The 26177-nt window shown below is 70.1% G+C and carries 28 protein-coding genes and 1 pseudogene; 5 read left to right on the top strand and 24 right to left on the bottom strand.

All coding sequences use genetic code 11. The annotated features are described in order from the left end of the window. Nucleotides 1–3 precede the first annotated feature (3 nt). From AC4D12_RS15255 to AC4D12_RS15240, 4 genes and pseudogenes are all read right to left on the bottom strand, one after another. Entirely contained in the window at nt 4–453 is a 450-nt protein-coding gene (locus tag AC4D12_RS15255; RefSeq protein WP_490950800.1) for a (deoxy)nucleoside triphosphate pyrophosphohydrolase, read from the bottom strand. Nucleotides 454–500: 47 nt separating this feature from the next. Continuing rightward, on the bottom strand, nt 501–749 hold the full coding sequence (locus AC4D12_RS15250) for a hypothetical protein (RefSeq protein ID WP_490950799.1): 249 nt from the start codon (nt 747–749) through the stop codon (nt 501–503). Between the two features lie 73 nt (nt 750–822). Next, nucleotides 823–1620: a YbdK family carboxylate-amine ligase gene (locus tag AC4D12_RS15245; RefSeq protein WP_490950798.1), complete on the bottom strand. Its 798-nt coding sequence runs from the start codon at nt 1618–1620 to the stop codon at nt 823–825. Nucleotides 1621–1660: 40 nt separating this feature from the next. Then, nucleotides 1661–1929, bottom strand: a pseudogene (locus tag AC4D12_RS15240) (glutamate-cysteine ligase family protein); the annotation flags it as partial. Nucleotides 1930–2337: 408 nt separating this feature from the next. Here AC4D12_RS15240 and AC4D12_RS15235 point away from each other — a divergent pair. Further along, nucleotides 2338–3678 carry an MFS transporter gene (locus AC4D12_RS15235; RefSeq protein ID WP_490950797.1) on the top strand — a complete coding sequence of 447 codons (1341 nt, stop codon included), beginning with the start codon at nt 2338–2340 and terminating at the stop codon, nt 3676–3678. A gap of 71 nt (nt 3679–3749) precedes the next feature. Here AC4D12_RS15235 and AC4D12_RS15230 read toward each other — a convergent pair whose 3' ends face one another. The 4 genes from AC4D12_RS15230 to infC form a co-directional block, all read right to left on the bottom strand. After that, complete coding sequence (locus tag AC4D12_RS15230; RefSeq protein ID WP_490950796.1) at nt 3750–4661, bottom strand: TrmH family RNA methyltransferase; 912 nt, start codon at nt 4659–4661, stop codon at nt 3750–3752. Between the two features lie 44 nt (nt 4662–4705). Then, nucleotides 4706–5095 carry a 50S ribosomal protein L20 gene (gene rplT / locus AC4D12_RS15225; protein ID WP_490950795.1) on the bottom strand — a complete coding sequence of 130 codons (390 nt, stop codon included), beginning with the start codon at nt 5093–5095 and terminating at the stop codon, nt 4706–4708. A gap of 95 nt (nt 5096–5190) precedes the next feature. Continuing rightward, nucleotides 5191–5385, bottom strand: coding sequence for a 50S ribosomal protein L35 (rpmI, locus tag AC4D12_RS15220; protein ID WP_055772451.1), 195 nt, complete (start codon nt 5383–5385; stop codon nt 5191–5193). A 105-nt stretch (nt 5386–5490) separates the two neighbouring features. Further along, nucleotides 5491–6699: a translation initiation factor IF-3 gene (gene infC, locus AC4D12_RS15215; RefSeq protein WP_490950794.1), complete on the bottom strand. Its 1209-nt coding sequence runs from the start codon at nt 6697–6699 to the stop codon at nt 5491–5493. A 516-nt stretch (nt 6700–7215) separates the two neighbouring features. Here infC and AC4D12_RS15210 point away from each other — a divergent pair. Then, a complete protein-coding gene (locus AC4D12_RS15210) occupies nt 7216–7533 on the top strand; it encodes a DUF1844 domain-containing protein (protein ID WP_490950828.1) in 318 nt (105 codons plus the stop codon). Nucleotides 7534–7591: 58 nt separating this feature from the next. On the opposite strand, the gene AC4D12_RS15205 is transcribed toward AC4D12_RS15210, so the two are convergent. The 8 genes from AC4D12_RS15205 to AC4D12_RS15170 all read right to left on the bottom strand — a co-directional run bounded on the left by AC4D12_RS15205 (nt 7592) and on the right by AC4D12_RS15170 (nt 13736). Further along, the gene (locus AC4D12_RS15205; RefSeq protein WP_490950793.1) at nt 7592–8887 is read right to left on the bottom strand and encodes an MFS transporter; all 1296 of its coding nucleotides are present in this window, start codon (nt 8885–8887) and stop codon (nt 7592–7594) included. A 25-nt stretch (nt 8888–8912) separates the two neighbouring features. Continuing rightward, nucleotides 8913–9767: an SseB family protein gene (locus AC4D12_RS15200; RefSeq protein ID WP_490950792.1), complete on the bottom strand. Its 855-nt coding sequence runs from the start codon at nt 9765–9767 to the stop codon at nt 8913–8915. Continuing rightward, on the bottom strand, nt 9764–10522 hold the full coding sequence (gene priA / locus AC4D12_RS15195; protein ID WP_490950791.1) for a bifunctional 1-(5-phosphoribosyl)-5-((5-phosphoribosylamino)methylideneamino)imidazole-4-carboxamide isomerase/phosphoribosylanthranilate isomerase PriA: 759 nt from the start codon (nt 10520–10522) through the stop codon (nt 9764–9766). The genes AC4D12_RS15200 and priA overlap by 4 nt, the downstream gene beginning before the upstream one ends. A gap of 133 nt (nt 10523–10655) precedes the next feature. Then, nucleotides 10656–10811, bottom strand: coding sequence for a hypothetical protein (locus tag AC4D12_RS15190; RefSeq protein ID WP_490950790.1), 156 nt, complete (start codon nt 10809–10811; stop codon nt 10656–10658). A 4-nt stretch (nt 10812–10815) separates the two neighbouring features. Next, a complete protein-coding gene (hisH, locus tag AC4D12_RS15185) occupies nt 10816–11454 on the bottom strand; it encodes an imidazole glycerol phosphate synthase subunit HisH (protein WP_490950789.1) in 639 nt (212 codons plus the stop codon). Next, entirely contained in the window at nt 11451–12068 is a 618-nt protein-coding gene (gene hisB, locus AC4D12_RS15180) for an imidazoleglycerol-phosphate dehydratase HisB (RefSeq protein ID WP_490950788.1), read from the bottom strand. Before hisB ends, hisH begins: the two co-directional genes overlap by 4 nt. 84 nt (nt 12069–12152) lie before the next feature. Then, nucleotides 12153–13286: a histidinol-phosphate transaminase gene (locus AC4D12_RS15175; RefSeq protein WP_490950787.1), complete on the bottom strand. Its 1134-nt coding sequence runs from the start codon at nt 13284–13286 to the stop codon at nt 12153–12155. A 9-nt stretch (nt 13287–13295) separates the two neighbouring features. Beyond that, nucleotides 13296–13736: a LysM peptidoglycan-binding domain-containing protein gene (locus AC4D12_RS15170; protein WP_490950786.1), complete on the bottom strand. Its 441-nt coding sequence runs from the start codon at nt 13734–13736 to the stop codon at nt 13296–13298. A gap of 407 nt (nt 13737–14143) precedes the next feature. On the opposite strand from AC4D12_RS15170, the gene lexA reads away from it, so the two are divergent. After that, on the top strand, nt 14144–14815 hold the full coding sequence (lexA, locus tag AC4D12_RS15165; protein ID WP_490950785.1) for a transcriptional repressor LexA: 672 nt from the start codon (nt 14144–14146) through the stop codon (nt 14813–14815). Between the two features lie 68 nt (nt 14816–14883). On the opposite strand, the gene AC4D12_RS15160 is transcribed toward lexA, so the two are convergent. Next, on the bottom strand, nt 14884–16974 hold the full coding sequence (locus tag AC4D12_RS15160) for an ATP-dependent DNA helicase (protein WP_490950784.1): 2091 nt from the start codon (nt 16972–16974) through the stop codon (nt 14884–14886). Then, entirely contained in the window at nt 16967–18550 is a 1584-nt protein-coding gene (hflX, locus tag AC4D12_RS15155; protein WP_490950783.1) for a GTPase HflX, read from the bottom strand. The genes AC4D12_RS15160 and hflX overlap by 8 nt, the downstream gene beginning before the upstream one ends. A gap of 176 nt (nt 18551–18726) precedes the next feature. On the opposite strand from hflX, the gene AC4D12_RS15150 reads away from it, so the two are divergent. Continuing rightward, nucleotides 18727–19335 carry a class I SAM-dependent methyltransferase gene (locus AC4D12_RS15150; protein WP_490950782.1) on the top strand — a complete coding sequence of 203 codons (609 nt, stop codon included), beginning with the start codon at nt 18727–18729 and terminating at the stop codon, nt 19333–19335. 26 nt (nt 19336–19361) lie between these two features. On the opposite strand, the gene dapF is transcribed toward AC4D12_RS15150, so the two are convergent. From dapF to AC4D12_RS15120, 6 genes are all read right to left on the bottom strand, one after another. Continuing rightward, nucleotides 19362–20309 carry a diaminopimelate epimerase gene (dapF, locus tag AC4D12_RS15145; RefSeq protein WP_490950781.1) on the bottom strand — a complete coding sequence of 316 codons (948 nt, stop codon included), beginning with the start codon at nt 20307–20309 and terminating at the stop codon, nt 19362–19364. A gap of 30 nt (nt 20310–20339) precedes the next feature. Then, the gene (gene miaA / locus AC4D12_RS15140) at nt 20340–21251 is read right to left on the bottom strand and encodes a tRNA (adenosine(37)-N6)-dimethylallyltransferase MiaA (protein ID WP_490950780.1); all 912 of its coding nucleotides are present in this window, start codon (nt 21249–21251) and stop codon (nt 20340–20342) included. After that, on the bottom strand, nt 21248–22765 hold the full coding sequence (miaB, locus tag AC4D12_RS15135) for a tRNA (N6-isopentenyl adenosine(37)-C2)-methylthiotransferase MiaB (protein WP_490950827.1): 1518 nt from the start codon (nt 22763–22765) through the stop codon (nt 21248–21250). The genes miaA and miaB overlap by 4 nt, the downstream gene beginning before the upstream one ends. A 159-nt stretch (nt 22766–22924) precedes the next feature. Further along, on the bottom strand, nt 22925–23398 hold the full coding sequence (locus tag AC4D12_RS15130) for a regulatory protein RecX (RefSeq protein WP_490950779.1): 474 nt from the start codon (nt 23396–23398) through the stop codon (nt 22925–22927). A gap of 530 nt (nt 23399–23928) precedes the next feature. Next, a complete protein-coding gene (recA, locus tag AC4D12_RS15125; protein WP_490950778.1) occupies nt 23929–24972 on the bottom strand; it encodes a recombinase RecA in 1044 nt (347 codons plus the stop codon). A gap of 189 nt (nt 24973–25161) precedes the next feature. Next, complete coding sequence (locus tag AC4D12_RS15120; protein ID WP_490950777.1) at nt 25162–25380, bottom strand: DUF3046 domain-containing protein; 219 nt, start codon at nt 25378–25380, stop codon at nt 25162–25164. A 231-nt stretch (nt 25381–25611) separates the two neighbouring features. Here AC4D12_RS15120 and AC4D12_RS15115 point away from each other — a divergent pair, with 231 nt between their 5' ends. Next, nucleotides 25612–26121 carry a MarR family winged helix-turn-helix transcriptional regulator gene (locus AC4D12_RS15115; protein ID WP_490950776.1) on the top strand — a complete coding sequence of 170 codons (510 nt, stop codon included), beginning with the start codon at nt 25612–25614 and terminating at the stop codon, nt 26119–26121. The last annotated feature ends 56 nt before the right edge of the window (nt 26122–26177 follow it).

Genomic DNA, 26177 nt, shown 5'->3' with positions numbered 1-26177 from the left:
CCGTCACGGCCGGACGGCCACCAGCCCACGGAGCGCGGCGACGATGGGTCGGTCCGCCGGGATCCAGGGCAGCGCATCCAACTCGTCGGCGGGATCGAACGGGACCCATCGGAGTTCGTCGTGGTCCTGGAGTGGCTGCGGGTCTCCGGCGGTCCGTTCGGCCAGCCAGACGCGCATGGCGGCCCTCCCGTTCAGGGGCCAGCCCTGCGGGTGCGGCCCCACGACCTCGGACCCCAGCGCTGCAGTGATCCCCAGTTCCTCCGAGAGCTCGCGGCACAGCGCCGCCTCACACGATTCCCCGGATTCCACCTTGCCGCCGGGGAACTCCCACATGCCGGCGAACTCCGGCGGTGCCGTACGCCGGGCGACGAGGAGGTGCGACGGGCGAGCGAGGGAGTCGACGAGAGCGGCGCCCACGATCTGGCGGAGGCGGTCCGGCACGGGTTGGGTCACCCGGAGAGTCTAGTCAGCCTGCCCGACGGCTTCCGTGCGGACCGTCATCAGCTCTCCTCGGGTGAGGCCAGCCCGTCCCCCGTGGGCGTCGTGCGGCGTTCCGGGTTGTCCCCTCGCCGGTACTCCCCGTGCGGGCTGAGACCGGGCACCTGTTGCCCGGCGTTGAGCTCCGTGGAGGTGTAGGTGTCCTCGGAGAACTCCGCCGCGTCCTCGGCGCCCGGTTCCTCGGGGAGCTTGATGTCCTCGCGCAGGTGCTCGCTCCGTGGCACCTCGAAGGGCCGCGGTATCCAGCTCATCGTTCTCGTCCTGTTCGTCGAAGGTGCGCCGCTCCGGTCACCGAAGACCGCCGCCCAGCTCTGGCCGGGGCCCTCACGGCAGCGCACTCCCCCAGGCGCCGAGGCCCGCGACGGCGCGGCGGCTCGGGACGTGCGCAGCCTCGTGGTGGTCCACGATCCCGCCGCGTGGCAGGTTGGTCACGCGGACGGCCTCGGAGACGACGTCGCTCAGCATGCCCCTGCGCATGAGGGCCGCGCGCTGACGGCGGGAGCCCGTCCCGCGCGCCAGGAGCTGCCGGAGCAGCGATTCGGCGAGATCGGCCTCGCCCTGCTCTGCGAGGGCAGGCGCGATGTGGCGCAGCAGGGCGAACGCGACCGTACCGGCGTCCTGCGGTTTGCCGCTCAGCGGATGCAGCAGATCGCCGTCCATACCGAACCTGCCCGCCCGCCAGGACGCCATCCGGATGGCGACCCTGGGGACGTCGAGGGGAGGTACACCGGCGCGCCACTCACGGGCGGCGGTCTCGACGAGCCCGCGGGTCAGCAGCGCGATGAGGACCGCATCGTCGGAGTACAGGCACACGTCGCTCACGCGGATCTCGACGGTCGGGTGGTGGTGGCTGAGCCGGGCGTCGAAGTAGATCTGTCCGAGATCGACGGGGACGGCTGTCTCGAGCAGACCGTCGACGGCCGCGTGGTACCGCTCGGCCGTGCCGAAGATGTCGCACGGGCCCGTCATGGGCCAACGGCTCCAAGCCTGCGACCGGTAGCTCGCGTACCCCGTGTCGGTGCCGCTCCACAGGGGGGAATTGCTCGAGAGGGCGAGGAGCACGGGCAGCCAGCCCCGGATCCGGTCGAGGACGGCATCCGCCCTCCTCGTCGTCGTCGACACTGACGTGCACGTGACAGCCGCAGGTCAGTTGTTCGCGCGCCGTGAGGGCGAACCGCTCCTGCATCACCTCGTACCGGGGGCCGGGCGAGGCGAGGAGGGTGACAGGTTGGGGGAGGTGGCGAGGGCCGCGGTCCGGGCTCCGACGCGGGCGGCGGTCTCGTCGGCGAGCGCACGGCACCGGGCGATGTCCACGGCGAGGTCATGGACGTCGAGGTGCGGGAGGGTGCCGGTCTCGATCTGTTCCTGCTTGATCTCGCAGGTCAGCCGATCGTCGATGCACTGGCCCACGGCCTCCTGACCGAGGGGCATCGGCTGTCCCGACGAGGCGTCGATGAGCAGGAACTCCTCCTCGACCCCGAAGGTCCTCATGATCCGACCACCTCGTCGTGAAGGGATGTGGATGGTGCGCGCCACGCTGCGCGCAGGACGGGTGGGTACATGTCGGGCTCCTGAGCAGAAGAAGTGTCAGGGCCGCTGCTGAACCGTGATTCCGTCTGAAACGGTAAGGCGGCTGACCTTCGTGGCGCAAAGCCTGTGCGGCCCCATTTTCCGCTTGTCATTACGGCGCACGGCGCTATGAAGGGAGAGCCGTCACCTAGGCTTGACCGGGACGACGGCGTCACCCTGCTGCCGTCCCCCTCCATGGACAGCCCTGTCCGAAGGGCCCGTCGACGGCAGGCCGGCCGATCCCGATCACCTCCCGTCGCTAGGACACCCATGACCGCCCCCGCCCCGAACCCCACCGACACACCGTCCCAGCGCCTGTCGGGCCGCAGACTGACGCTCGCCATCGCGGCGCTCGCCGTCGGTGGCTTCGCCATCGGAACCACCGAGTTCACGATCATGGGCCTGCTCGAGGAGATGCGCGCGGACCTGGGCGTCGACTACGCGCAGGGTGGCCACGTCATCTCCGCCTACGCCCTCGGCGTGGTGGTGGGCGCTCCGATCCTCGCGACCATGGGGGCCAAGAAACCGCAGCGCACGGTCGCCCTGGCGCTCATGCTGGTCATCACCCTCGCCAACCTGTCCTCCTTCTTCGCCTCCGGCTTCGGCTGGATGCTCGCCTCCCGGTTCCTGTCCTGGTTGCCCCACGGCGCCTACTTCGGCGTGGCCGCCGTGATCGCGGCGACCCTGGCCGATCCTGCCAGGCGTGGCCGGGCCATCTCGATGGTGATGCTGGGTCTCAGCATCTCGAACGTGGTCGGGGTACCGTTCGCCACGTGGCTCGGCCAGCAGTTCGGCTGGCGCTCGATGTTCCTGCTGGTGGGCCTGATCGGCCTCGGGACGCTGGTCCTGATCCGCACCTTCGTCCCGTCGATCCCGGTCAGGGCGGGAGCGAGCATCCGGTCGGAGCTGGGAGCCCTGCGGCGCCCACAGCTCTGGATGACGCTCCTCATCGGGATCGTCGGCTTCGGCGGCTTCTTCGCCGTCTACACCTATATCTCCCCGATCATGACGGAGGTGGCGGGACTGCGTGCTGCCCTGCTGCCGCTCGTCGTCGCGCTGTACGGGGTGGGGATGGTGGTCGGCAACATCCTGGGCGGACGGCTCGCAGACCGCTCCATCATGGGCAGCATCTACGCCATCATGGCGGCCATCACCGTGGTCCTGCTGCTCTTTCCCCTCGCCGCCACGGCGCCGTGGTCGGCATGCCTGTTCGTGTTCCTCGTCGGAACGAGCGGTTCGATGCTCATCCCGCCGCTCCAGGCCCGGCTCCTCGACGTCTCACCGGGGGCGCCGTCCCTCGCCTCGTCGATGAACCACTCGGCGCTCAACACGGCCAACGCCCTCGGAGCAGCGGTGGGCGGAGCGGTCATCACCGCCGGGTGGGGCTTCACGTCGCCGGCGCTCGTGGGTGCCGGCCTGGCCGTCCTCGGGCTCGGTGTGGCACTCGTGAGCGGTCGGATGGACCGTCGTGGCTCCGGCTCGGCGACCTCCGGGACAGCCGGGACAGCCGGGACTCCCGGGGCAGCAGGCACGGCCGGAACGGCCGCCTCCGCCGGGTCGGTGGGCGCCACGGCGCAGGACTCCCCGACCGGACGCGTCAGCGCCCCCTGAATTACGACGCGCTGACGACGTTGCGCTGAGGACTAGGGGTCAGCCGCGGCGTTGCGCGCGAGCGGACGACGTCAGCGGCGGCGCTGCGCGCGTGCGGAGGCGTAGAGGCAGACGGTCGCCGCCGTTCCCACGTTGAGGGACTCGGCCTTCCCGTAGATCGGCACGGCGACCTGCGCGTCCGCGGCGGACGACACCTCGGGCGGAAGACCCTGCGCCTCGTTGCCGAACAGCCACGCCGCCGGGTCCTCGAGGCGGACGGGCCGGCCGCCGTCGGTCGTCGGAGCGGCGGCGCCCCCGGCGTCCCCGGCGTCCTGCAGGTCGTCGAGGCTCGTCGTCCCGTATCCGTCGGCGGCCAGGACGGTGAGGCCTGCTGACCGGAGGCGATCGGCGAGACCGTCGAGGTCGGCGCCGATGACCAGCGGCAGGTGGAAGAGGGACCCCACGGTGGAGCGGACGGTCTTCGGGTTGTACGGGTCCACGCTCGCACCGGTGAGGATGACGGCGTCGGCACCCGCCGAATCGGCCGCCCGGATGATGGTGCCGGCGTTGCCGGGGTCGCGGACCTCGACGAGGACGGCCACGAGTCGGGGTCCGGCGGAGAGGACGTCCTCCAGGGTGCTGTCCACGAAGCGGCAGACGGCGATGAAGCCCTGCGGTGTGACAGTGGAGGACATCGCGGCGAGGACGTCGGCGCTCGCGAGTCGCACCGTCGGCGCACTGTCCGCGGCCAACAGCTCCGCGACGTCCGCATGGCGATCGAGTGCGTCGGCGGTGGCGTACACGTTAACGACGACGCCCGGGGCGCCGTCGTCCGTCCTCTGCAGGTGCAGCCGGAGGGCCTCACGCACCGCCTGCGGTCCCTCGGCGAGGAACTCGCGGCGCCTTAACCGCGACGGACGCCCGGCCAGGCGTGCCACCTCCTTCACCCGATCAGCCTGGGTGTTGGTCATCAGTGGCGCCTGGGGGCGTCCGTGAGCAGTCATCGTGGACCGGTTGCGCGGGCAGGGGCCCGCCGCAGCCGATGTGCCTAGGCCGAAGCCTTGAGCGGAGCCGACGTGTCGGCCGGCAGGGCGTTCTTCGCGAGCTGCACGAGTGCGGCGAACGCGGCGCCGTCTGTCACGGCGAGGTCGGCGAGCATCCGGCGGTCCACCTGGATGTCGGCGGCCTTGAGACCTTGGATGAGGCGGTTGTAGGTGAGGCCGTTGGCGCGGGACGCAGCGTTGATGCGCTGGATCCAGAGTCGACGGAAGTCACCCTTGCGCTTGCGGCGGTCACCGTAGCTGTAGACGAACGAGTGGAGCAGCTGCTCCTTGGCCTTGCGGTACAGGCGCGAGCGCTGTCCGCGGTAGCCCTTGGCGCGCTCGAGGATGACGCGACGCTTCTTGTGGGCATTGACTGCCCGCTTCACACGTGCCACGTGTGTACTCCTTTGGATCTTCTTCGGTCACGGCCGTAGCCGCAGCACGGTACCCGGAGGTACCTGCGCTTTCCCGAGGGGGTGGATTGGTGGTGTTAGATGCCCAGCATCTTCTTGATGACCTTGGTGTCGGCCTTGGAGACGATCTGGTCGCTCGCGAGCCGGCGGGTCAGGGTCGAGGACTTGTGCTCGAGGTAGTGGCGGCGGTTCGCCTGCTGGCGCTTGAGCTTTCCGCTACCGGTCAGCTTGAAGCGCTTCTTGGCGCCGCTGTGGGTCTTCATCTTCGGCATGGGAACCGATCTCCTTCTTCTAGCCGGGGCGGGTGCACCCGGAGGTCGGCACCCGAAGGTGCCTGCTGGTTGTCGAACGTGTCCGGAAGGGACAGGGCCTGAGCCCTAGTCGGTGCTCCCGGGCTTGGGACGGCTGGTCGGGCTCTTGGTCGGAGCCGTGCGGCCGGCTGGCTTGGGTGTGGCCGAGGGCTTCGGCGCACCTGGCTTCGGCATGGCCGACGGCTTCGCCGCGGCTGCAGGCTTGGGTGCCACAGCCGGGGTGGCCGCAGCCGGGGTGGCCGGAGCCGGAGCCGACGACGCAGCGGGTGCCGCTGTCGCCGGTCGGGGGGCCGGAAGGGTCCGCGTCGGCTGGGTGGCCGGCCTGGACTGCGTGCTCGTCGCGGGCCGCGGTGCGGCGGTACCGGACGTCGAGCGAGGCGGTGCGGAACGCTCGGAGGCCGGGCGCGACGACGTCGACCGGGGTGCGGAGGACGTGGACCGCGGGGCGGACGAGGTCGACCGCGGGGCCGACGTGCTCCTCGCGGGAGCTGCTGTGGTCGCGGGCGCCTCAGGCGCGCTCGTCACCGGTGCGGTGACGGGTGTCGCCTCGGGTGCCTCGGTCACAGCCGGAGCATCCGCCCGGTCCGTGGTTGCGGCCGGCGCGGACGTCTCCTCCACCGCGGACTCGGGCTCGGTCGTGATCGAGTACCCCTCCGGCAGCAGGTCGGCGAGCGACTGCGTCAGCGGCGCGCCGCTGTTACCGGACGTGTCCACGCGTCGCGTGTCACCCCCGGTCTTCGCGGCCTCGTTCGCGGCCTTGGCCTCGGCGCGCTGGGACTCCCGGCGCGCTTCGGCCTTCGCTTCGGCCTTGTTCTTCGTGGGCCCGATGACCATCACCATGTTGCGTCCGTCGATGCGGGGGGTCGACTCGACGACACCCACCTCGGAGACGTCCTCCGCGAACTTCTGGAGCAGACGGATACCCATCTCGGGGCGCTGCTGCTCACGTCCACGGAACTGGATCATGGCCTTGACCTTGTCGCCCGCACCGAGGAAGCGGATGGCGTGGCCGCGCTTGGTCTCGTAGTCGTGCGTGTCGATCTTCAGGCGGAACCGGATCTCCTTGAGGACCGTGTTGGTCTGGTTCTTCCGGGCCTCGCGTGCCTTGACGGCCGCTTCGTACTTGTACTTACCAAAATCCATGAGCTTCGCGACCGGAGGCTTGGCCTGCGGTGCTACCTCGACCAGATCCAGGTCGGACTCGGCGGCGAGACGGAGGGCGTCCTCGATACGGACGATTCCTACCTGTTCGCCGGCAGGACCGACCAGCCGCACCTCGGGGACGCGGATACGATCATTGATTCTTGGCTCGCTAATGTGTAACTCCTGTGGCTTCTCAGGCGGATACCCGTGCAAACGAAAGAAGGCCTTCCATTGCATGAGCAATCGAAGGCCTCGACGGACGATCCGGGGGACGGAGGGAAGCGCGAGCTCCCTGCGATCACCGCCAGGACCGACCAGGGACCCGGCTACCTGCAATACCTCCGGGGAGATACCAGGCAAACGCGGGTGGGAGAGGTCTCCGCTTGCATACCGGTTACAGGCCCGGGCTCCGAAGAGCACGCGGGTTCCAGCGACCGGTTGGTCTGTGCCAAGCTTACCAGTATGGACACGCCCCGCGACAATCCGCAGCACTCCCCCGGCCCCGTCGAGCCGACCGCCTCCCGCCGCAGCTTCACCGACGAGCAGGAATCGACCGCCGGCGCGATGAACTCGGGCGCATCCGGTGTGCCCGGGGAGGCAGGGACCACCGACACGGCGAGTGACGCCGAGGAGGGTGTGCGTCGTCAGATGCGCGACATCTCCGAGGTCGCCGCCGTGGAGGTCATCGTCACCTCGGCCGTCCACCTCATGAGCGCGGCGGCGGTCAAGTGCGGGCTCGCCCACGAGGACAACGCCGAACAGTTGAAGGACCTCGACGAGGCCCGGAAGCTCATCACGGCTCTCGCGGGCTTCGTCACGGCGGCCGCTCCCGAGATCGGCTCGCAGCACGCCGGACCGTTGCGCGACGGGCTGCGGTCGCTGCAGCTCGCCTTCCGCGAAGCATCGATCATCCCGGACCCTCCGGGCAAGGGCCCGGGCGAGAAGTACACCGGCCCCGTCAACTGACCAGTCAGTAGGGCCCTCGCGGGACGGAACCGGTGCCGCGACGGCGGCAGCGGAAGCCCTAGCGGGACGCCGGGGCCGCGTCGCTCACCGCGCGCCGGCCGTGCGCAGCCTGCACCGTCAGCCCCACGACGCCGATCAGCGCGGAGACGACGGCCACGGCGGTGAAGCCGCCCCAGGGACCGGTGAGGTCGATGAGGAAGCCCGCGACCGGCGCGCCCAGCGCGACGCCCGAGGTCAGTGCCGATCCGTACCAGCCCATGGCCTCTCCCCGGCGGTCCTCCGACACCAGCTCCGCCACCTTCTCCGACGCCGCCGACAGCACGGGTGCGCACAGCAACCCGGCGGGAATAGTCAGGAGGGCGAGGGCGAGCGTCGTCTCTGCGAAGCCCAGCGGCAGGGTCAGCAGTGCCATGCCCAGGAGCAGCAGGGACGGCGGGACAGGACGGTGGAGCGCCCCGTACACCAGGCCACCCACCACGGACGCCGCACACCATGCCACGAACACGAGCCCCAGCTGGCCCTCGTTGCCGTTCAGCTCGAGCGTGGCGACGATCCCCACCTCCGACCCCGAGAGCACCAGCCCCGCGCCTGCGGCGATGACCATGACGAGCACGAGCGACGGCGTCAGCCACGGGAAGGCCTGCCTGACGCCGCGGCGGAGCAGGGACGCCCTGGGGCGGTGGTCGGGGTCACCCGGGCCGATCAGGTCCGCTGCAGCCTCCCCCACTCCTGCGGGTGCCGCAGCGGCGAGGGTCACGGCCTCGGCGGATCGGTCGGAGCGCGTCGGCGGGTTGAACCACATGAGGAAGATGCCCGCGGTGGCTGTCGCGAGGCCTACGAGGGTCAGACCCAGCACCGTGGAGATCTGCGTCGCGAGCACCACGCCGACCGCCGGGCCCGCCATGAAGATCACCTCGGTGGAGATGGCGTCGAGCGTGAAGGCCGTGCGTCGCTGATCGCCGTCCACGAGGACGCCCAGCGCCTGGCGGATCACGGAGAAGGCGGGCAGCGTGAACAGCCCGCCGATCAGCGCCGCGACGAGCAACCACTGGTAGGACAGGTGCGGCGCGATGGACCAGATGGCCGCCTCGGCCACCACGGACGGGATCAGCGCACGTCGCAGACCGACGGTGTCGATCCGTCGGCCGCGCCACGGGGCGCCGACGGCGATCCCGATCGTCACGACCGCGGCGACGGCGCCGGCCTCCGCATACCCCCGGTCGAGGGTCTGCACCACGTGCAGCGTGAGCAGCACACCGGCTGCCGAGTGGGGGAAGCGGGCGATCATGCCGACGAGCAGCAGCATGCGGACGGGCCGCACGCGGAGCAGCTCTCGGTACACGGCGAAATTCACGGGCGTTCTTCCTTGCCGACCCTCGTCAGCGCATGAGTTTGATGTCGAGCGAATCGACGCGTTCCACGAACGCGGGGAGGCCCAGCAGCCTGGCCCGCAGCGACGTCACGGCAGTCTTCACCTGGTCGGCGGACAAGCCCTCCCGGAGCCGCACGTCCATCCGCAGCTCGGGGCCCGGGCCGCCACCGGAGGCAATGCTACCGTCGGCGGCGCGGGTGAGGACGCCGGCGCCCGGTCGCAGTTCGAGCCCGACGACGAACTCCTCCCCGACGGCGACGTCACCCACGAGGGAGGCAAGTCCCTCGTCCTCGTAGGACGGAAGCCACGCGGTCCCCTGCGCGAGCGCCCACACGGCCGGACGGCGGAGGACGAACGTCACCTCGGCACCGGGATCGAGCACCAGGAGTTCCGCCTGCTCGGCGGCGGCCGCAAGAGCCGCGCGAGGGGCGACGACAGCGACGGGCCGCGCGGTCGGGTGCCACGACGCGAGCCGCGCGGTCGAGGAGAACACGGGCAGCGCCGCCCGCCCGTCGGGCGCCGTCAGCGTGACCAGCGCCATGTCGGCTTCCTTGTCGGCCGTCAGGCCGTCGTCGGTCTCCACGGCCGCAGCCACCTGCGCGACGATCGGGATGAAGACCCTGGCGCTCCCGAGGGCCGCGAAGACGGCTCGCTCCCGTGGGCCGGGTTGACCCGGCGTCCCGAGCAGCGCCGCGACGGCGGTGACGAGACCGGCGTCGGGTGAGCCGTCGTCGTCGTCGAACACGTGCAACGGGTTCCTGTCCCCCGAGAGGTCGCGGTCGGCCCACGGCCTCCCGGCCGAGTCCGCCGCGTTGCCCTCGAGCGCCGCCCGGATGTGTGCCGGGAGCTGCCGACCGCTCACTCGTCGGTGCCGGGCAGCCCCGCGACGTCGAGCGCCTGCGGCAGCGTGAACGCTCCGGCGTAGAGCGCCTTGCCGACGATCGCGCCCTCGAGGCCGAGCGGCACCAGCTCGCGCAGGGCGGCGATGTCGTCGAGGCTGCTGATGCCACCCGATGCGACCACGGGCCGCATCGTCCTGGCGAGGACCTCGCGCAGCAGGTCGATGTTCGGACCCTTCAGCGTGCCGTCCTTCGTGACGTCTGTGACGACGTACCGGGCACACCCGGCGTCCTCGAGGCGCTGCAGCACCTCCCAGAGGTCACCGCCCTCCTCGGTCCAGCCGCGCGCGGCGAGGGTGGTCCCCCGGACGTCGAGCCCGACGGCGACGGCGTCACCGAAGCGCGCAATGACCCGCTCGGTCCACTCCGGGTTCTCGAGTGCAGCCGTGCCCAGGTTGACGCGGGTGGCTCCGAGCTCGAGCGCGGCCTCGAGCGAGACGTCGTCGCGGATGCCCCCGGAGAGTTCCACCTTGATGTCGAGGTGCTTCACGACGCGCTCGAGGAGGTCCCGGTTGGAACCGCGACCGAACGCCGCGTCCAGGTCCACGAGGTGCACCCACTCCGCGCCGGCCTCCTGCCAGGCGAGGGCGGCGTCCAGGGGGTCCCCGTAGCTGGTCTCGCTGCCCGCCTCACCCTGCACCAGGCGGACGGCCTGGCCGTCGGCGACATCGACGGCGGGCAGGAGTTCGAGCGAGGGGGATTCGGCGAAGGGGCTCATGGGGCTGCTTTCTGCGGGGACGGAACGGGCCGAGGGTCGACGTCGGTCGGGGAGGTTCGCGGTCGGTCGTGGTCACGGGGCGGACCGGTGGTGACCGGTGGTGATCCGGGTGGGACGAGTGCGTGCGAGGGTGTCACGCCTGGAGGGTGAACAGGTAGGCGGCGAGCAGGGAGAGGCCCGCGAGGACGAGGAAGGCGATCCAGACCCAGCGTGGGAATTCCTGACCGCGGAGTGAGAACGCTCCGCCGATCAACAGCCCGGCGACTCCCATCAGGACCAGGCTCAGCATCCGATCACCGCAGGCTGCCGATCCAGTTGCGCAGGAGCTGGGCCCCGGCGTCGCCGGACTTCTCCGGATGGAACTGCGTCGCGGCCAGCGGACCGTTCTCCACGGCTGCGATGAAGGGGCCGCCGTGGCGCGACCAGGTGACCTGCGGAGGTTTCATCGCGGGCTGGGTCACGTCGAAGGACCAGTCCTGCACACCGTAGGAGTGCACGAAGTAGAAGCGCTCGTCCTCGAGCCCGTCGAAGAGTACCGACCCGGCGGGTGGCTCCACGGTGTTCCATCCCATGTGGGGCACCACGTCGGCCTTGAGCCGTTCGACGGTACCCGGCCACTCGCCCATGCCGGGCGTGCGCACACCGTGCTCCACACCCTCGTCGAAGAGCACCTGCAGGCCCACGCAGATGCCGAGCACGGGCCGTCCACCGGCGACGCGCCGCCCGATCATGCGGAGGGCGTCGACGTCCTTCAGGCCCTTCATCACCGCCTCGAAAGCGCCGACACCCGGCACGAGGAGCCCGTCGGCGTTGAGGACGTCGTCCGGCTTGGCGCTGAGGACGACCTCCGCCCCGACGTGTTCGAGCGCCCGCACCACGGAGCGGACGTTGCCCGAGCCGTAGTCGAGGACGGTCACCGTGCGTGAGGTCACAGCGATCCCTTCGTCGACGGGATGCCCGTGACCCGCGGATCGGGCTCGACAGCCGCGCGCAGCGCCCGCGCGAGCGCCTTGAACTGCGCTTCGACGATGTGGTGCGGGTCGCGTCCGGCGATCACGGTGACGTGCAGGCAGATCCCGGCGTGCAGGGCGATGGCCTCGAACACGTGGCGCGTGAGCGACCCGGTGAAGTGGCCTCCGACCAGGTGGTACTCCTGCCCGGCGGGCTCACCCCCGTGGACCAAGTAGGGGCGTCCGGAGATGTCGACGACGGCCTGGGCGAGCGCCTCGTCGAGAGGCACGGTGGCTTCCCCGAAGCGACGGATACCGGCCTTGCTGCCGAGTGCCTGCCTCAGCGCCTCACCGATGGCGATGGCGGTGTCCTCGACCGTGTGGTGGACGTCGATGTGCGTGTCACCGCTCGATTTGATGGTGAGGTCGATCAGGGAGTGCTTGGACAGAGCCGTGAGCATGTGGTCGTAGAACGGCACGGTGGTGTCGATCGACGAGACTCCGGTGCCGTCGAGGTCAAGCTCGACGAGCACGCTGGACTCGCTGGTGACGCGCTCGATGCGTGCCGTACGAGTGCCGGAGGCAGTGACTGTCATGACATCCCTTCGAAGGATCGATGATCAGGGGGTGTGGTGGGCCTTCGCCCAGGACCGCGGATCGCGCGGACCCGCCGAACCAGTCTAGAAGACGTGCGCGCCGGGCACGGTGGCCTGGTCGCGCTCGAGGAGTCCGGAGAGCACCCGGAGGAAGACGGTGGTCTCCTCCTCCGTGCCGGCCGTCACCCGCAGTGAACCGGCGATCCCGACGTCGCGGATCAGGACGCCCGCCTCGAGGAGACCCTCCCAGATCCGGCGGGGATCCTCGAGGCCCGAGAAGAACACGAAGTTCGCATCCGACGGCGCAGGAGTGAGGCCCAGATCGGTCAGTTCGCGGACGATGCGGTCCCGCTGCACCTTGATCGCCTCGACGTTGGCCAGGAGGGTGTCGGCGTGCGTGAGGGCCGCGTTCGCCGCCGCCTGCGTGAGGGCGGACAGGTGGTACGGGAGCCGCACCAACCGGAGGGCGTCCGTCACCTCGGGGGCCGCCGCGAGATACCCGAGCCTCGCGCCCGCCATCGCGAAGGCCTTGCTCATGGTGCGCGAAACCATCAGGCGCGGCCGGCCGGGCAACAGGGTCAGCGCACTCGGGGTGCCCTGCTGGAGGAATTCGCCGTAGGCCTCGTCGACGATGATCATCGCCCTGGCCGCCTCACCCGCTGCATAGGCCGCCTCGATCACGTCGAGACCAAGGGCCGTCCCCGTGGGGTTGTTGGGTGAGCAGAGGAACACCACGTTCGCGCCCGACTCCGTGACCGCCCGCGCCGTGGACTCGGGGTCCATCGCGAAGGCCGCTCCGCGCTCCGCGGTCACGTAGCGCGTCCCCGTGCCGCTGGCGAGCAGCGGATACATGGAGTAGGTGGGCGGGAAGCCGATGGCCGTGCGTCCGGGACCGCCGAAGGCCTGCAGTATCTGCTGGAGCACTTCGTTCGAGCCGTTGGCCGCCCAGAGCTGGTCGGGCGTCAACCCGTGACCCAGGTACGCGGCGAGGTTCGCGCGGAGTTCCGAGAACTCGCGGTCCGGGTACCGGTTCAACCCGCCGGTGGCGTCCGACACGGCGGCCACGATGGCCTCGTGGACGTCGGCGGGGACACCGTGCGTGTTCTCGTTGACGTTCAGGAGGATGGGGACGTCCAGCTGGGGCGCACCGTAGGGGTGCTGCCCTACGAGGTCGTCGCGGAGGGGCAGGCTCGCAAGGGCGTCGGCAGAGGAAGGCACCTGCCGAGTTTAGCCCTGGACGGGTACCGAGATGCTCTGTCCGGCCTGCACCACGGAGGTCCGCAGGTTGTTGAGCTCGACGATCTCGGCGACGACATCCCGCGTATCGCGATCAGGCGCATAGGACGAGGCGAGGCCCCAGAGTGTCTCCCCCGCCGCGACGGTCACGTCGATGGTCGGCGCTGCCTGCGACGGCCCGTCCCCTGCCTGGGCCTCGGACGTCAGGAACGCCCCGAGCAGGATGAGCATCGCGACGATCAGGGTGATCGGGAGCCCGACGAGGAGGAGACGCCCGCGGCGGGTCAAGGTGATGCGATCGGATACGCCGGCGGGCGTGTGGACGCGCTCGGCGCCGGCCGACGTCCGGGAACGGGCGACGGTGGGCACGATGACGCCACGATCGACGATGGACGTCGTGGAGCTGCCCTGCAGAACCAGTGCTTCGGTCATGACCTGCCTCTTCCCTTCGAACGGTCCGTCCGGGATCTGATTCCGAATCGAACATGCGTACTAATACTCCTGGGTCCTTCTTAGCACTGAGGGACGATGCGTGTCGAGACTCGCTCGAACATATGTTTGAAAACAAGCATCGACTCGCCTAGCGTGGCGTGAAGGACCGACGACCGTTATTCCTTGTCCCCTCGGGGACCGGGGCTTCCGATCTAGGTCCAGACAATCACCCGCCACCGACAGAATCGCTCCCGCGGTCCGGACGGTCCGGCGGGGGAACCCAGATCTGGACGAAGGGCATGCGCGTGGCGGAAGCAGCACCGGCAGACCGGCAGGAATCGAACACAGCGAGCGGTCCGCGCGCGGTTCCCGGGCCGGCCGGTCGTGGTCGTCCCCGCGGGCGGTCGGTGTCCAAGGGCCTGACGCCGCGGCAGCTGACGATCCTGGAAACCATTCAGCGGTCCATCTCGGACAAGGGCTACCCACCGTCGATGCGTGAGATCGGCGACACCGTCGGTCTCGCGAGTCTCTCGAGCGTGACCCATCAGCTGTCCCAGCTGGAGCGCCTCGGCTATCTCCGGCGGGATCCCAAGCGTCCGCGGGCCATGGAGGTCCTCCTCCCGCTCACGCTGACGACCGACGGCGCGTCATCGGACCCGTCGGACGGCGGGGCGGCGTCGAGCGCGGATCAGCAGATCGCGGTGGACACCGCACTGGTACCCCTCGTAGGACGCATCGCGGCTGGTGGGCCGATCCTCGCGGACCAGGTGATCGAGGACGTGATGCCCCTCCCGCGCCAGATCGTCGGGCACGGGGAGCTGTTCATGCTCAAGGTCTCCGGTGACTCCATGGTCGACGCAGCCATCTGCGACGGCGACTGGGTGGTGGTGCGGAAACAGCAGAGCGCCCAGAACGGGGACATCGTCGCGGCGCTGCTCGACGACGAGGCCACCGTCAAGACCTTCCGCCAGCGTGACGGGCACACCTGGCTGCTCCCCCAGAACACGAGGTACGAACCGATCCTCGGCGACCACGCCAGCATCATGGGCAAGGTCGTCTCGGTGATGCGCGCACTCTGAGGCCGTCGGGCCCTGACCGCCCCGGACAACTCCCGTCGACTGCGGTCGTCACCGCCCGTCAGGCCGGGTCAGCGCGCGGAGAGCCGCTCGAGGATGCCGGTCACGGTCGCCCGGTCGGTGGTCGCCCAGAAGGGCGGCAGCGCAGCGCGGAGGAACCCGCCGTACCGCGCGGTCGCGAGGCGGCTGTCGAGCACCGCGACCACGCCGCGGTCCTCCGCCGCGCGGATCAGACGACCCGCGCCCTGCGCGAGCCGCACCGCGGCATGCGTCGCCGAGACACTCATGAACCCGTTGCCCCCGTTCCGCGCAACGGCTCGCGTGCGCGCCGTCATGAGCGGATCGTCCGGCCTCGGGAACGGGATGCGGTCGATGATCACCAGCCTGCAGGACGACCCGGGGACGTCCACCCCCTGCCAGAGGGACATCGTCCCGAACAGGCAGGTGTCCGGCTCGTCGGCGAACTGTGTCACGAGGGCGTTGAGCGAGGACTCGCCCTGGCACAGGATCTCGAAGTCCACCTTGGGCCGGAGCGTCTCCGCAGCCTCCTCGGCGGCCCGTTTGGACGAGAAGAGGCCGAGCGCTCCCCCACGGCTCGCCGTGATGAGCGTGAGGATCTCCGCGAGCTGGGCGTCGGACACCCCCCGCTCCGGCTTCGGGAGGTCCTGTGCCACGTAGAGCACACCCTGTTTGGGGTAGTCGAACGGACTGCCGACGTCGACCCCGGTCCAGGCCGGCGCACCCGGGCCGCTGAGCCCGAGCGATCCCGCGACGGGACCGAACTCGGAACCGATGGCCAACGTGGCGGAGGTGAGGATCACCGTGTGGTCCTCGAACAGACCCTCGCGCAGGCGACCCGCCACCGAGAGCGGGGCGACGTTGAGCGTGGCCGGTGAGGTCTCGTCCGGCTGGGAGTACCCGGAGCCCGGGGTGAACGTGCTGGGGCGCGAGGCCCACACCACCTCGTTCAGATCGGCCGCGGCGAGGATCCGCTCGGCGAGTTCGAAGACGAGCGTCACCCGGGAGCGCGCCACCTGCCGCCCGCCGTCGGCGTCGGCCTCCGACTTCCCCTCGGTCTTCGTGTCCGACAGGGCGGCACGGGAGGCGTCCCGCACCTGCTCCAGGGACTGCGCGAGTTCCTCGGGCAGTCCGCCCGGCAGGAGCCCCGACGGCTGGCGTTCCGAGGCCGCCTCGAAGGCGTCGCCGGCCGTGTCGAGAGCGCCCGTGCTGATGGACGCGTGCCGCCGCAGTGCTGCGGCGGCGGCGGAGACCATCGACGCCGAGAGCTGACCGGACACGGCACCGGTGACGCGGTCGTGCAGCTCGTGGGCCTCGTCGATGACCACGACGTCGTACTCGGGCAGCACAGCGAGCCCTTCGAAGGCACTGATCGCGAGCATCGCGTGGTTGGTGATGATGATGTCGGCGTCCGCCGCAGCCGCGCGCGCCTTCTCGCTGAAACACTCCTGCGCCATAGGACAGCGTGCCGCGCCGAGGCATTCCATGCTGGACACGGACACCTGTCGCCACGCGCGGTCGCTCACGCCGGGCACGAGGTCGTCGCGGTCGCCCGTCGTCGTCTCCCCGGCCCACTCACGCAGCCGCACCACCTCCTGGCCGAGGGCCGAGGCGGGTGCACCGCCGCCCAGCGCCGGGGACGGATGCTGTGCGGCGTCCTCGCCGAGGCTGAACAGCGTTCCCGGGGCGTCCTCCTCCGGGAAGCCGCCGCCAGTCTTGTGGAGGCAGACGTAGTTGGAGCGCCCCTTGAGGAGCGCGACGTCGACCGGGCGGGAGAGCGCCGGTCGGACGGCGTCGAGCAACCGCGGGAGATCCCGTCCCACGATCTGCGCCTGCAGGGCCAGGGTCGCCGTGGAGACGACCGACGGGCGGTCGCTCTCCATGGCATGGGCTATCAGCGGCACGAGGTAGGCGAGGGACTTACCGGTGCCCGTGCCGGCCTGGACGAGGAGGTGATCCCCGGAGTCGATCGCCTCACTGACCTGACGCACCATCTCGTGCTGGCCCAAGCGCATCTCACCGCCCATCGCACCCACGGCGGCGTCGAGCAGTTCGAGGGATCGGCGGGCGTGCGGGGAGGGCACCCCGCCGGCCGCGGTGTCCGGCGCCGCGATCACGGCGCCGGACCGCGTGGACTCACTCATGCCGCAGGTACGGCTCCAGTTCGGCTGCCAGACCCTCACGCACCATCACTTCGAGGCGCGTTCCCTCGTCCACATGCTCCATGCCGAGGATCTCGGCGTCCTCCTCGTGCAGGCGGCTGACGATCTCACCGTGCTCGTAGGGGATCATCAGGTCCATCTTCACCCCGGGCCGCGGGATGCTGGTGCTGACCAGCTGGCGCAACTCGGTCAGGCCCTCGCCCGTGCGGGCGGAGACGACCACGGAGCGGGGCTCACGCTGCCGGAGGCGCTCGATGACGAACGGATCGGCTGCATCGGCCTTGTTGAGCACGATGATCTCCGGCACCTTGCGGGCGTCGACCTCCGTCAGCACGGCGCGGACGGCCGCGATCTGCCCCTCGGGGTCCGGGTGGGACGCGTCGACGACGTGCAGGATCAGATCCGCGTCCGCCACTTCCTCGAGCGTGGAACGGAACGCCTCGATCAGCTGCGTCGGGAGTGACCTCACGAAGCCGACGGTGTCGGCCAGCGTGTAGCCGATGCCGTCCGGCGTCTCGGCCCTGCGGATCGTCGGATCGAGTGTCGCGAACAGGGCGTTCTCGACGAGCACGCCCGCGTCCGTCAGCCGGTTCAGCAGCGACGACTTCCCGGCGTTGGTGTACCCGGCGATCGCGACCGAGGGAACCTGGTTCCTCCGTCGGTTGGAGCGCTTCGTCTCGCGGGCAGGTTTCATCCCGGCGATCTCACGACGGAGCTTCGCCATCCGCGTACGGATCTTCCGGCGATCGAGCTCGATCTTCGTCTCACCGGGACCACGGGAACCCATACCGGCGCTGGCGCTACCCACCTGGCCACCGGCCTGCCGGGACATCGACTCGCCCCAGCCACGCAGGCGCGGCAGCAGGTACTCGAGCTGTGCGAGTTCGACCTGCGCCTTGCCCTCGCGACTCTTGGCATGCTGCGCGAAGATGTCGAGGATCAGGGCCGTGCGGTCGATCACCTTGACCTTCACGATGTCCTCGAGGCCACGTCGTTGCGACGGCGAGAGCTCGCTGTCCACGATCACGGTGTCAGCACCGGTGGCCTGCACGATCGACTTCAGTTCCTGCGCCTTGCCCGAGCCGAGGAACGTGCCCGGATCCGGCTTCAGCCGCCGCTGGACGATCCCGTCGAGGACCTCCGAGCCCGCCGTCTCGGCCAGCGCCGCAAGCTCCTGGAGGGAGTTCTCGGCGTCCTTGGCCGTACCCTCGCTCCACAGCCCGGCGAGGATGACCCGCTCGAGCCGCAGCTGCCGGTACTCGACCTCGGTGACGTCCTCGAGCTCCGTGGACAGTCCCGCCACGCGCCGGAGGGCGCGCCGCTCGGCGAGGTCCTCCTGGTCGCCGTCGGCGTCGGATGGCGTGTCGTCCCGCGACAGCGCGAGGGCCCGTGACCGCCACGTCTTCTCGATGGGAGCGGCGGACGTCTCCTCGCCCGCTCCCGACTTCTTCACCTTCGCCACAGCAGCTTCATCGCTGGCGAGGATCCGGTCGATCACTGCCTGGATCTCCTCCGGGCCCATGTCGGCTCCGTCGGTTCGTCCGTCATTCGTGGTCATGTTCTCCTTTATGGGATGTCCCCTAATTCTACGGCTGCGTGCCTCCCCTGTGGCAGGTTCTTCTCCCAGCGCGAAACTCCCCGCTCCTCGACCGCCTCTGGCGCAGCGGTGCGCGGGGGGAACCGGCCGCCGCACCGCCCGTCCGCCGCCCGCCAACCGCCCGATAGGCTTTCTGCATGGATTCGCAGCACTACTTCACCGCCTCGCCGCAGGGCCCTGCGGTCCGTCGTCCCCTCTCCGTGGTGCTCGCCGGGGCACGGCGCGAGCTCGTGACGTCGTCGGGCCTGTTCAGCCCTGACGGCATCGACAAGGGGACGGCGATCCTGCTCGACACCGTCCCGCCGCCGGAGGGCGGCACGCTGCTCGACATCGGCAGCGGGTGGGGACCGATCGCCCTCACCATGGCACTGCTGTCACCTGAGGCGACCGTGTACGCGATCGACGTCAACGAACGCAGCATCGCCCTGACGGCCGAGAACGCCGACCGCCTGGGGCTCCGCACCATCCGCTCGAGCACACCCGACGACGTGGATCCCTCGCTGCAGTTCGACACGATCTGGTCCAACCCGCCCATCCGTATCGGCAAGCAGGAGCTCCACGCCCTGCTGCTGCGCTGGCTCCCCCGCCTGGCCCCGGGTGGTCGCGCGTGGCTGGTGGTGCAGAAGAACCTCGGCGCCGACTCCCTGCTGCGCTGGCTCCAGGAGGAGTTGCCCGCGGGATTCGTGGCGCGCCGGGCGGAGACGTCGAAGTCGTTCCGCGTCCTCGAGGTGCGGCGCCCCGACTGAGTCGTCGGGCGCGAAAGACCCGGGGTTCAGAGGTCGGGGTGGAGCGTTCCCTCGGCCACGAGCACTGCCGGACCGCTCAGTTGCATGTGCTCGCGGCCCTCGGGTCCGGCGAAGAACGCGACGCCGACCGTGCCACCCGGCACGCCGACGAGCCACTGGTCCGGCGCTCCGGCTCCGGCCCAGTACCGGATCGCCGCCGCGGCCGCGCAGGCGCCCGTGCCGCACGAGAGGGTCTCCCCCACGCCCCGCTCGTGGACGCGCATCGTCACGCGGCCCACGCCGTCATCGCCCACCAGCGGCTCCGACGGCACGACCAGCTCGACGTTGGTACCGTGCGGAGGTACCGGCCGGACGATCGGCGCAGTGTGGAGGTTCGCGGTCCCGAGTTCCTCGTACTCCGCGAGGGCGACGACGGTGTGCGGGTTTCCCATGCTGATGGACAGGGCGGGGCGGTCGACGTCGAGCCCCGCGACATCCACGATCGCGTCGGTTCCCCGCGCTGCCGCCGCCTCGGGGTCGATGAGGTCCCATGGACCCATGTCCACCGCGTATCCCTCACCGGACCGCGAGACGCGCTTGACCCCTCCCCGCGTGCCGATCGGGAGCGTGGCGCCGTCGGGCAGGTCGACGAGGCCCTGGGCGATCAGGAAGTGCACGAACACCCTCACACCGTTGCCGCACATCTCCGAGACGGAGCCGTCACCGTTGCGGTAGTCCATGAACCACTCGGCGTCCGGTTCGGTCGGCAGGAGGGCCCGGCCCTCCGGGAGCGCCGTGGAGCGCACCGCGCGGATGAACCCGTCCGCGCCGATACCCAGGTGGCGGTCGCAGGCCCGGGCGACGAACGGCACGTCGAGCGCGAGGGAGCCCTCCGGATCCAGGGTCAGGATGAAGTCGTTGCCCGTCCCGTGGCCCTTGGTGAAGGGCACCCCCGACGGGCGGGAGGACTCGTCGATGGCGCCGGTAGTGGTCATGGGCGGGTCATGGGCTCGTAGGTCACGGTCCTAGCTTAGGTCGGTCCCGCGACGGACCACATCGACGGCCCGCTCCCTGAGATCGGCCGCCTCCCAGTCGAGCCACGCGATCCGCGGGTCGGCGCGGAACCACGTGAGCTGCCTGCGCGCGAAGCGGCGTGTGGCGTCGATGGTGTCCTCCGTGGCCGCCGCCGCCGTCATGCTCCCGTCGAGCACCCGCAGGAACTGGGAGTAGCCGAGCGCGCGCGACGCCGTCCGGCCACGCCGGAGCCCTGCCTCCTCCAACCGCGCCACCTCCTCCGCCAGACCGTTGCCCACCATCGCGTGCACGCGCTGTGCAAGGCGTTCGCGGAGGAGCTCCCGGTCCACTGCGAGGCCGATCTGCACCGCGGGCTGGTGGTACTCCCGGCGCGGCATGAAGGAGCTGAACGGGCGGCCGGTGATCTCGTGGACCTCGAGGGCACGGACGAGCCGCCGATCGTCCTCGATCCGTGCGGCGGACACGGGGTCGACCGCGTGGAGCCTGCCGCGGAGGACCTCCCGCCCCTCGACGCCGAGCTCGGCCTCGAGGCGGCTCCGTACGCCGGCGTCGGTGGGCGGGAACTCGAGGGTGTCGAGTGCTGCGCGGACGTACAGGCCCGAGCCCCCGACGAGCACCGGCACACGGCCGCGGGACCGGATGTCCTCGAAGACCCGGCGGGCCTGGTCCTGGTACGCGGCGACGCTGGCTTCCTCGGTGACGTCGAGGACGTCCAGGAGGTGGTGCTCGATGCCTTCGCGCTCGGCAGGCGGCAGCTTCGCGGTGCCGATGTCCATGCCCCGGTAGAACTGCAGCGCGTCGGCATTCACGACCTCGCCGTCCAGCTCGCGTGCGATCGCGACGCCGAGGTCGGACTTCCCTGACCCGGTGGGACCGACGACGGCGATGATCGGCTGCGTCACCCGGCGGAACCGCGCACGGGCAGCGGCGGCATGCCCAGCGAGACCGCCCGGGGCGCTCCCGTCGCAGGCGCCGGCGCCCCGCACGAGTCAGCCTGACTTCTGTCCCAGGCATCCCCCGCACGTGAGCGGCGCACCCCGTACTCGGCTGTCGTCGGATCGGACAGCAGATGGAAGGAGGCGGCCTCCGTGACGGGCACCGTGACGAAGTCCCCGGGCCGCGGGATCTCGGCGCCGTCGGGTACGGAGAAGTGCACCAGCCGCTGGTCCTTCGCACGGCCGGTGAGCCGGTGCGTCTCGCCGCCCTTCCGCCCCGGCTGGTCCGTCACGAGCACCTCGACAATGCGGCCCACCTGACGGGCGTTCTCCTCCCGGGCGATGCGGTCCTGCAGGGCGGTCAGACGCTCGAAACGCTCCTGGACCACGGCCTTCGGCAGCTGGTCCGGCAGATCGGCGGCCGGGGTCCCGGGACGTTTGGAGTACTGGAAGGTGAAGGCGGTGGCGAACCGCGACCGTTCTACGACGTCGAGTGTGGCGAGGAAGTCCTCCTCGGTCTCCCCGGGGAAGCCGACGATGATGTCCGTCGAGATCGCCGCGTGCGGCATCCGCTCGCGCACGCGGTCGAGGATCCCGAGGAATCGTGAGGACCGGTAGGAACGGCGCATCGCTTTCAGCACCCGGTCCGATCCCGACTGCAGGGGCATGTGCAACTGGGGCATCACGTTCGGCGTCTCGGCCATAGCGTCGATGACGTCGTCGGTGAAGGCGGCAGGGTGTGGGCTCGTGAAGCGGACGCGCTCGAGGCCCTCGATCGCGCCGCAGGCGCGTAGGAGCTTCGCGAAAGCTCCGCGATCTCCGAACTCCACCCCGTAAGAATTGACGTTCTGACCCAGCAGGGTCACTTCGACGGCGCCGTCGGCGACGAGAGCCTCCACCTCGGCCAGGATCTCACCCGGTCTCCTGTCACGTTCCTTCCCCCGGAGGGAGGGGACGATGCAGAAGGTGCACGTGTTGTTGCACCCCACGGAGATGGACACCCACCCCGCGTAGACCGATTCACGCCTCGTCGGCAGCGTCGAGGGGAAGACATCGAGCGACTCGAGGATCTCGAGCTGGGCCTCCTGGTTGTGTCGGGCCCGCTCGAGCAGGGCCGGCAGCGCCCCGATATTATGGGTGCCGAACACGGCATCCACCCAGGGCGCCTTCCTCAGGATGGTCTCGCGATCCTTCTGCGCGAGGCAGCCGCCCACGGCGATCTGCATCCCGGGGCGAGCCTCCTTGACCGCCTTCAGGATGCCCAGATTCCCGTAGAGCTTGTTGTCCGCGTTCTCCCGCACGGCGCAGGTGTTGAAGACGACGACGTCCGCCTGGCCTCCACCGGTGCGCTGCAGCCCTGCACCTTCGAGCAGGCCCGAGATGCGCTCGGAATCGTGCACGTTCATCTGGCACCCGAACGTCCGGACCTCATAGGTACGTCCGTCGGCGGGTGCGGAGCCCGCCGGAGCGTCTGCTGACACGGGACCTTCATCGAGGACGGTCGACGGCGCGTCGAGCCGGGGGGTCTGGGCGATACTCACGCGATCAAGCGTACGGCGGGCGGCGCAGCCACCCGCAATCCGCCTGCGTTACGACTACTGCTGCTCGTCCGGCCACTCCGGCTACTGCTGCTCGTCCGGCTACTCGGACGCGGCACCGGCGTCTGCCTCGGTCTCCGCCACCACGTCCTTGACGATGGTGAAAGCGGCACCAGGACTGTAGCCCTTCCGCGCGAGGACCCCGACGAGCCGCCGGATCTCCTTGTCGCGCAGCGAGCGGTCGGAGAGATCGGTCCGCGTCCGGAGCTTGCGCACGACGATCTCCCGCGCCTGGTCGTGCTCGTCCTCGTCGGAGATCTGCAGGAGGGCGTCCTCGGCGAGCTCGGGATCGATACCCTTCTCCGCGAGTTCCCGTCGGATGGACGCCCGGGCGAGCGCCTTCACCGAGGAACGCGTTCTCACCCACAGACGGGCGAACTCTGCGTCGTCGATGAGCTGCACCTCCTCGAAGCGATCGAGGAGTGCCGTCACCACGGATGCAGGGACGTCCCGTTCGGCGAGCTTCTGCCCCAGCTGATGACGGCTCCGCGGACCGAGTGCGAGCTGTCTGAGCATGATCGCTCGACCTTCGGTCGCCCATTCCTCGTCACTTCGGTCCTGCGCGACGCTGTCCGCAGCCGTTCCATCGCCTGAGGCGTCGCGGTCACCGTTCCGCCCCTGACTCCTGGACGCCGCGCGGCGCGTACCTCGGCCGGAGCCGTCGGCATCGGACGGAGACGTCGCGTACGGGGCGCCGGCGAGGTCCTCCGCGGAGGGCGGCCGGGCCTCGTCGGCGGCTTCGGCCGAGGTGCCGAAAGCCGGCGCGAAGGGGTCGCTGTACGACGACGACCGCTTCCAGGACCGGCTCCGGCTCGTCCGGGCAGCCCGCGGCCGCCCCCCTACGCTGCTTCCGTCCCGTTCGTCGGCAGAGTCCAGGCCGGGCGAGGGCTCTGTGCGGGACCGCTGTCGGTCGCGGCGTCCGTGTACCGGAGGGCTTTCGGCGTCCCCGTCCGGCTGGGCGCGGCCGACCGGGTCATGGCCGTCGAACCGGCCGAAGGAGATTCCCCATCCGGCCGGTTCGGGCGCGGTGTCCGACGGCACAGGTGCTACTCGCCGCCGACCGCTTTCAGCTTCGGCGCTTCCGGCTCCTCGACCTGAACGCCGATGCCCAGCTTCACCCTGATCTTCTGCTCCAGTTCGTCGGCGAGGTCAGGGTTGTCGATGAGGAACTTCCTCGCGTTCTCCTTGCCCTGGCCCAACTGGTCGCCGTCGTAGGTGAACCATGCACCGGACTTCTTGACCAGGGCGTTCTCCACGCCCACGTCGATCAGTCCGCTCTCACGTGAGATCCCGTAGCCGTACAGGATGTCGAACTCGGCCTGCTTGAAGGGCGGCGCCATCTTGTTCTTGACGATCTTGGCGCGGGTGCGGTTACCGATGGGGTTCACACCCTCCTTCAGCGTCTCGATGCGCCGCACGTCGATGCGGACGGAGGCGTAGAACTTCAGCGCCTTACCACCCGTCGTCGTCTCGGGGCTTCCGAAGAACACGCCGATCTTCTCGCGCAACTGGTTGATGAAGATGGCAGTGGTCTTCGTCTGGCTCAGGCGACCGGTGATCTTCCTGAGCGCCTGGCTCATCAGACGGGCCTGCAGACCCACGTGGCTGTCACCCATCTCCCCCTCGATCTCGGCACGCGGCACGAGAGCGGCGACGGAGTCGATGACCACGAGGTCGATGGAGCCGGACCCGATGAGCATGTCCATGATCTCGAGCGCCTGCTCGCCGGTGTCCGGCTGAGAGACGAGCAGGGCGTCCGTATCCACGCCGAGCCGCTTCGCGTACTCGGGATCGAGCGCGTGCTCGGCGTCGATGAAGGCGACGATGCCGCCGTTGCGCTGGGCACTGGCGACCGCGTGCAGTGCCACCGTGGTCTTACCGGAGGACTCCGGCCCGTAGATCTCGACGATCCTGCCCCGCGGGAGGCCACCGATGCCGAGCGCGGCGTCGAGGGCGATGGAGCTCGTCGAGATCGTCTCGATCGGGGCCCTGATCTCGTCCCCGAGACGCATGATCGAGCCCTTGCCGTACTGCTTGTCGATTTGTGCGAGTGCAGCTTCGAGGGCTTTCTCGCGGTCTGGAGCGGCCATTCTTCACCTCGGTCATCCATGGCCAAACGGCCTGTTTACGTGTTCATGACGACTGTATTTGCAGTCGCCGACAGTTTGAGATGCGGCCGCCGCTATGTGCACAAGTGGGGACCACCGCCAGTGTCGATCATACGACAGACCGAACAGGCATTCGATTAATTCGTCCTCCGCGCGCGTGTTGTCGGTGCGTCAGCGGGGCCTCACGTCGCGACCGAGCCACCGCTCGCGCGGCACGTCCTGTACCCGGCAGATCGCCTCCCAGACCGCCTTCGGATCGACACCGGCATCCAGCGCCTCGGCGGCCGTCCGATCCCCCAGACGGTCGACGACGAGATCCCGCGCCAGCGTCCGCGAGTAGCCGGCCCCGAACTCGTCGTCCATCAGCCGCCAGAAGTCACTCGTCCGCATCGTCCATCCCTGTCCTCATCCGTGTCCGTGTCCGTGTCCGTGCCCGAGTCCGGGCCGCTGTCCGGGCCCGTGCTCCCTGTCCCCGACCCTGCCCATGTGTCGCTCGTGCTGTCCGCCGATCGCCCCGCACGCTCCACCCCATCATGGATCCCGGAGCCCGTGCCCGACGGCCACAGGAACGTCGCGCCGTCCGGTACTGGCGGCCCGCGCCCTGAACCCTACAATTGCCCCATGAACTCGAAGTCGAGCACCACAGACGCCGCCCCGGGCCTCGCAGCTCGTCCGGGCGACGACGCGGACACCGATGCCGCGATCGAAGCCCTCGAGCAGCAGCTCAGCATGCTGTGGCGGCGTGCTCGCTCGAACTCCTACAAGGTCGCCCGGCGCGTGCACCCGGACATGGAGCCCGCTGCCTACGGTCTGCTGGTGATCCTGCAGCGGGAGGGCTCCATGCGCCTGACGGACATCGCCGCGAGCGTCGGCGTCGGCAAGCCGTCCGTCAGTCGCCAGATCGCCATGCTCGAGCATCTCGGCCTGGTGCAGAAGGAAGCCGACCCCCTCGACGGCCGTGCGCAGGCGATCTCGCTGACGGCGGCCGGCACGCGTCAGCTCGTCGCGGCCCAGACCGCGCGCAAGCAGGCGTTCCACGAGCTGATGGAGGACTGGGACGTGTCGGACCTGACGCGTCTGGGTACCCTGATCGCCCAGCTCAACAACACGTACACCAAGGACAACTGGTGACGAACGGCAGGAAGGCCCGCCCCGAGGGGCGGGCCTTCCTTGTTCCCGGGGTGTCC

This window comes from Arthrobacter sp. TJ-266 (genome assembly GCF_058269115.1).
This window is presented reverse-complemented; position numbering and strand designations above follow the sequence as displayed.

Excerpts from the sequence above, each read along its gene's own strand:
- AC4D12_RS15230 (WP_490950796.1), bottom strand. The coding sequence starts at position 4,661 with ATGACTGCTCACGGACGCCCCCAGGCGCCACTGATGACCAACACCCAG.
- AC4D12_RS15170 (WP_490950786.1), bottom strand. The coding sequence starts at position 13,736 with ATGACCGAAGCACTGGTTCTGCAGGGCAGCTCCACGACGTCCATCGTC.
- AC4D12_RS15235 (WP_490950797.1), top strand. The coding sequence starts at position 2,338 with ATGACCGCCCCCGCCCCGAACCCCACCGACACACCGTCCCAGCGCCTG.
- AC4D12_RS15120 (WP_490950777.1), bottom strand. The coding sequence starts at position 25,380 with ATGCGGACGAGTGACTTCTGGCGGCTGATGGACGACGAGTTCGGGGCC.
- AC4D12_RS15210 (WP_490950828.1), top strand. The coding sequence starts at position 7,216 with ATGCGCGACATCTCCGAGGTCGCCGCCGTGGAGGTCATCGTCACCTCG.
- AC4D12_RS15130 (WP_490950779.1), bottom strand. The coding sequence starts at position 23,398 with ATGCTCAGACAGCTCGCACTCGGTCCGCGGAGCCGTCATCAGCTGGGG.
- rpmI (WP_055772451.1), bottom strand. The coding sequence starts at position 5,385 with ATGCCGAAGATGAAGACCCACAGCGGCGCCAAGAAGCGCTTCAAGCTG.
- AC4D12_RS15160 (WP_490950784.1), bottom strand. The coding sequence starts at position 16,974 with ATGAGTGAGTCCACGCGGTCCGGCGCCGTGATCGCGGCGCCGGACACC.
- hisB (WP_490950788.1), bottom strand. The coding sequence starts at position 12,068 with ATGACAGTCACTGCCTCCGGCACTCGTACGGCACGCATCGAGCGCGTC.
- dapF (WP_490950781.1), bottom strand. The coding sequence starts at position 20,309 with ATGACCACTACCGGCGCCATCGACGAGTCCTCCCGCCCGTCGGGGGTG.
- priA (WP_490950791.1), bottom strand. The coding sequence starts at position 10,522 with ATGAGCCCCTTCGCCGAATCCCCCTCGCTCGAACTCCTGCCCGCCGTC.
- AC4D12_RS15250 (WP_490950799.1), bottom strand. The coding sequence starts at position 749 with ATGAGCTGGATACCGCGGCCCTTCGAGGTGCCACGGAGCGAGCACCTG.
- hflX (WP_490950783.1), bottom strand. The coding sequence starts at position 18,550 with ATGACCACGAATGACGGACGAACCGACGGAGCCGACATGGGCCCGGAG.
- AC4D12_RS15115 (WP_490950776.1), top strand. The coding sequence starts at position 25,612 with ATGAACTCGAAGTCGAGCACCACAGACGCCGCCCCGGGCCTCGCAGCT.
- AC4D12_RS15190 (WP_490950790.1), bottom strand. The coding sequence starts at position 10,811 with ATGCTGAGCCTGGTCCTGATGGGAGTCGCCGGGCTGTTGATCGGCGGA.
- AC4D12_RS15150 (WP_490950782.1), top strand. The coding sequence starts at position 18,727 with ATGGATTCGCAGCACTACTTCACCGCCTCGCCGCAGGGCCCTGCGGTC.
- recA (WP_490950778.1), bottom strand. The coding sequence starts at position 24,972 with ATGGCCGCTCCAGACCGCGAGAAAGCCCTCGAAGCTGCACTCGCACAA.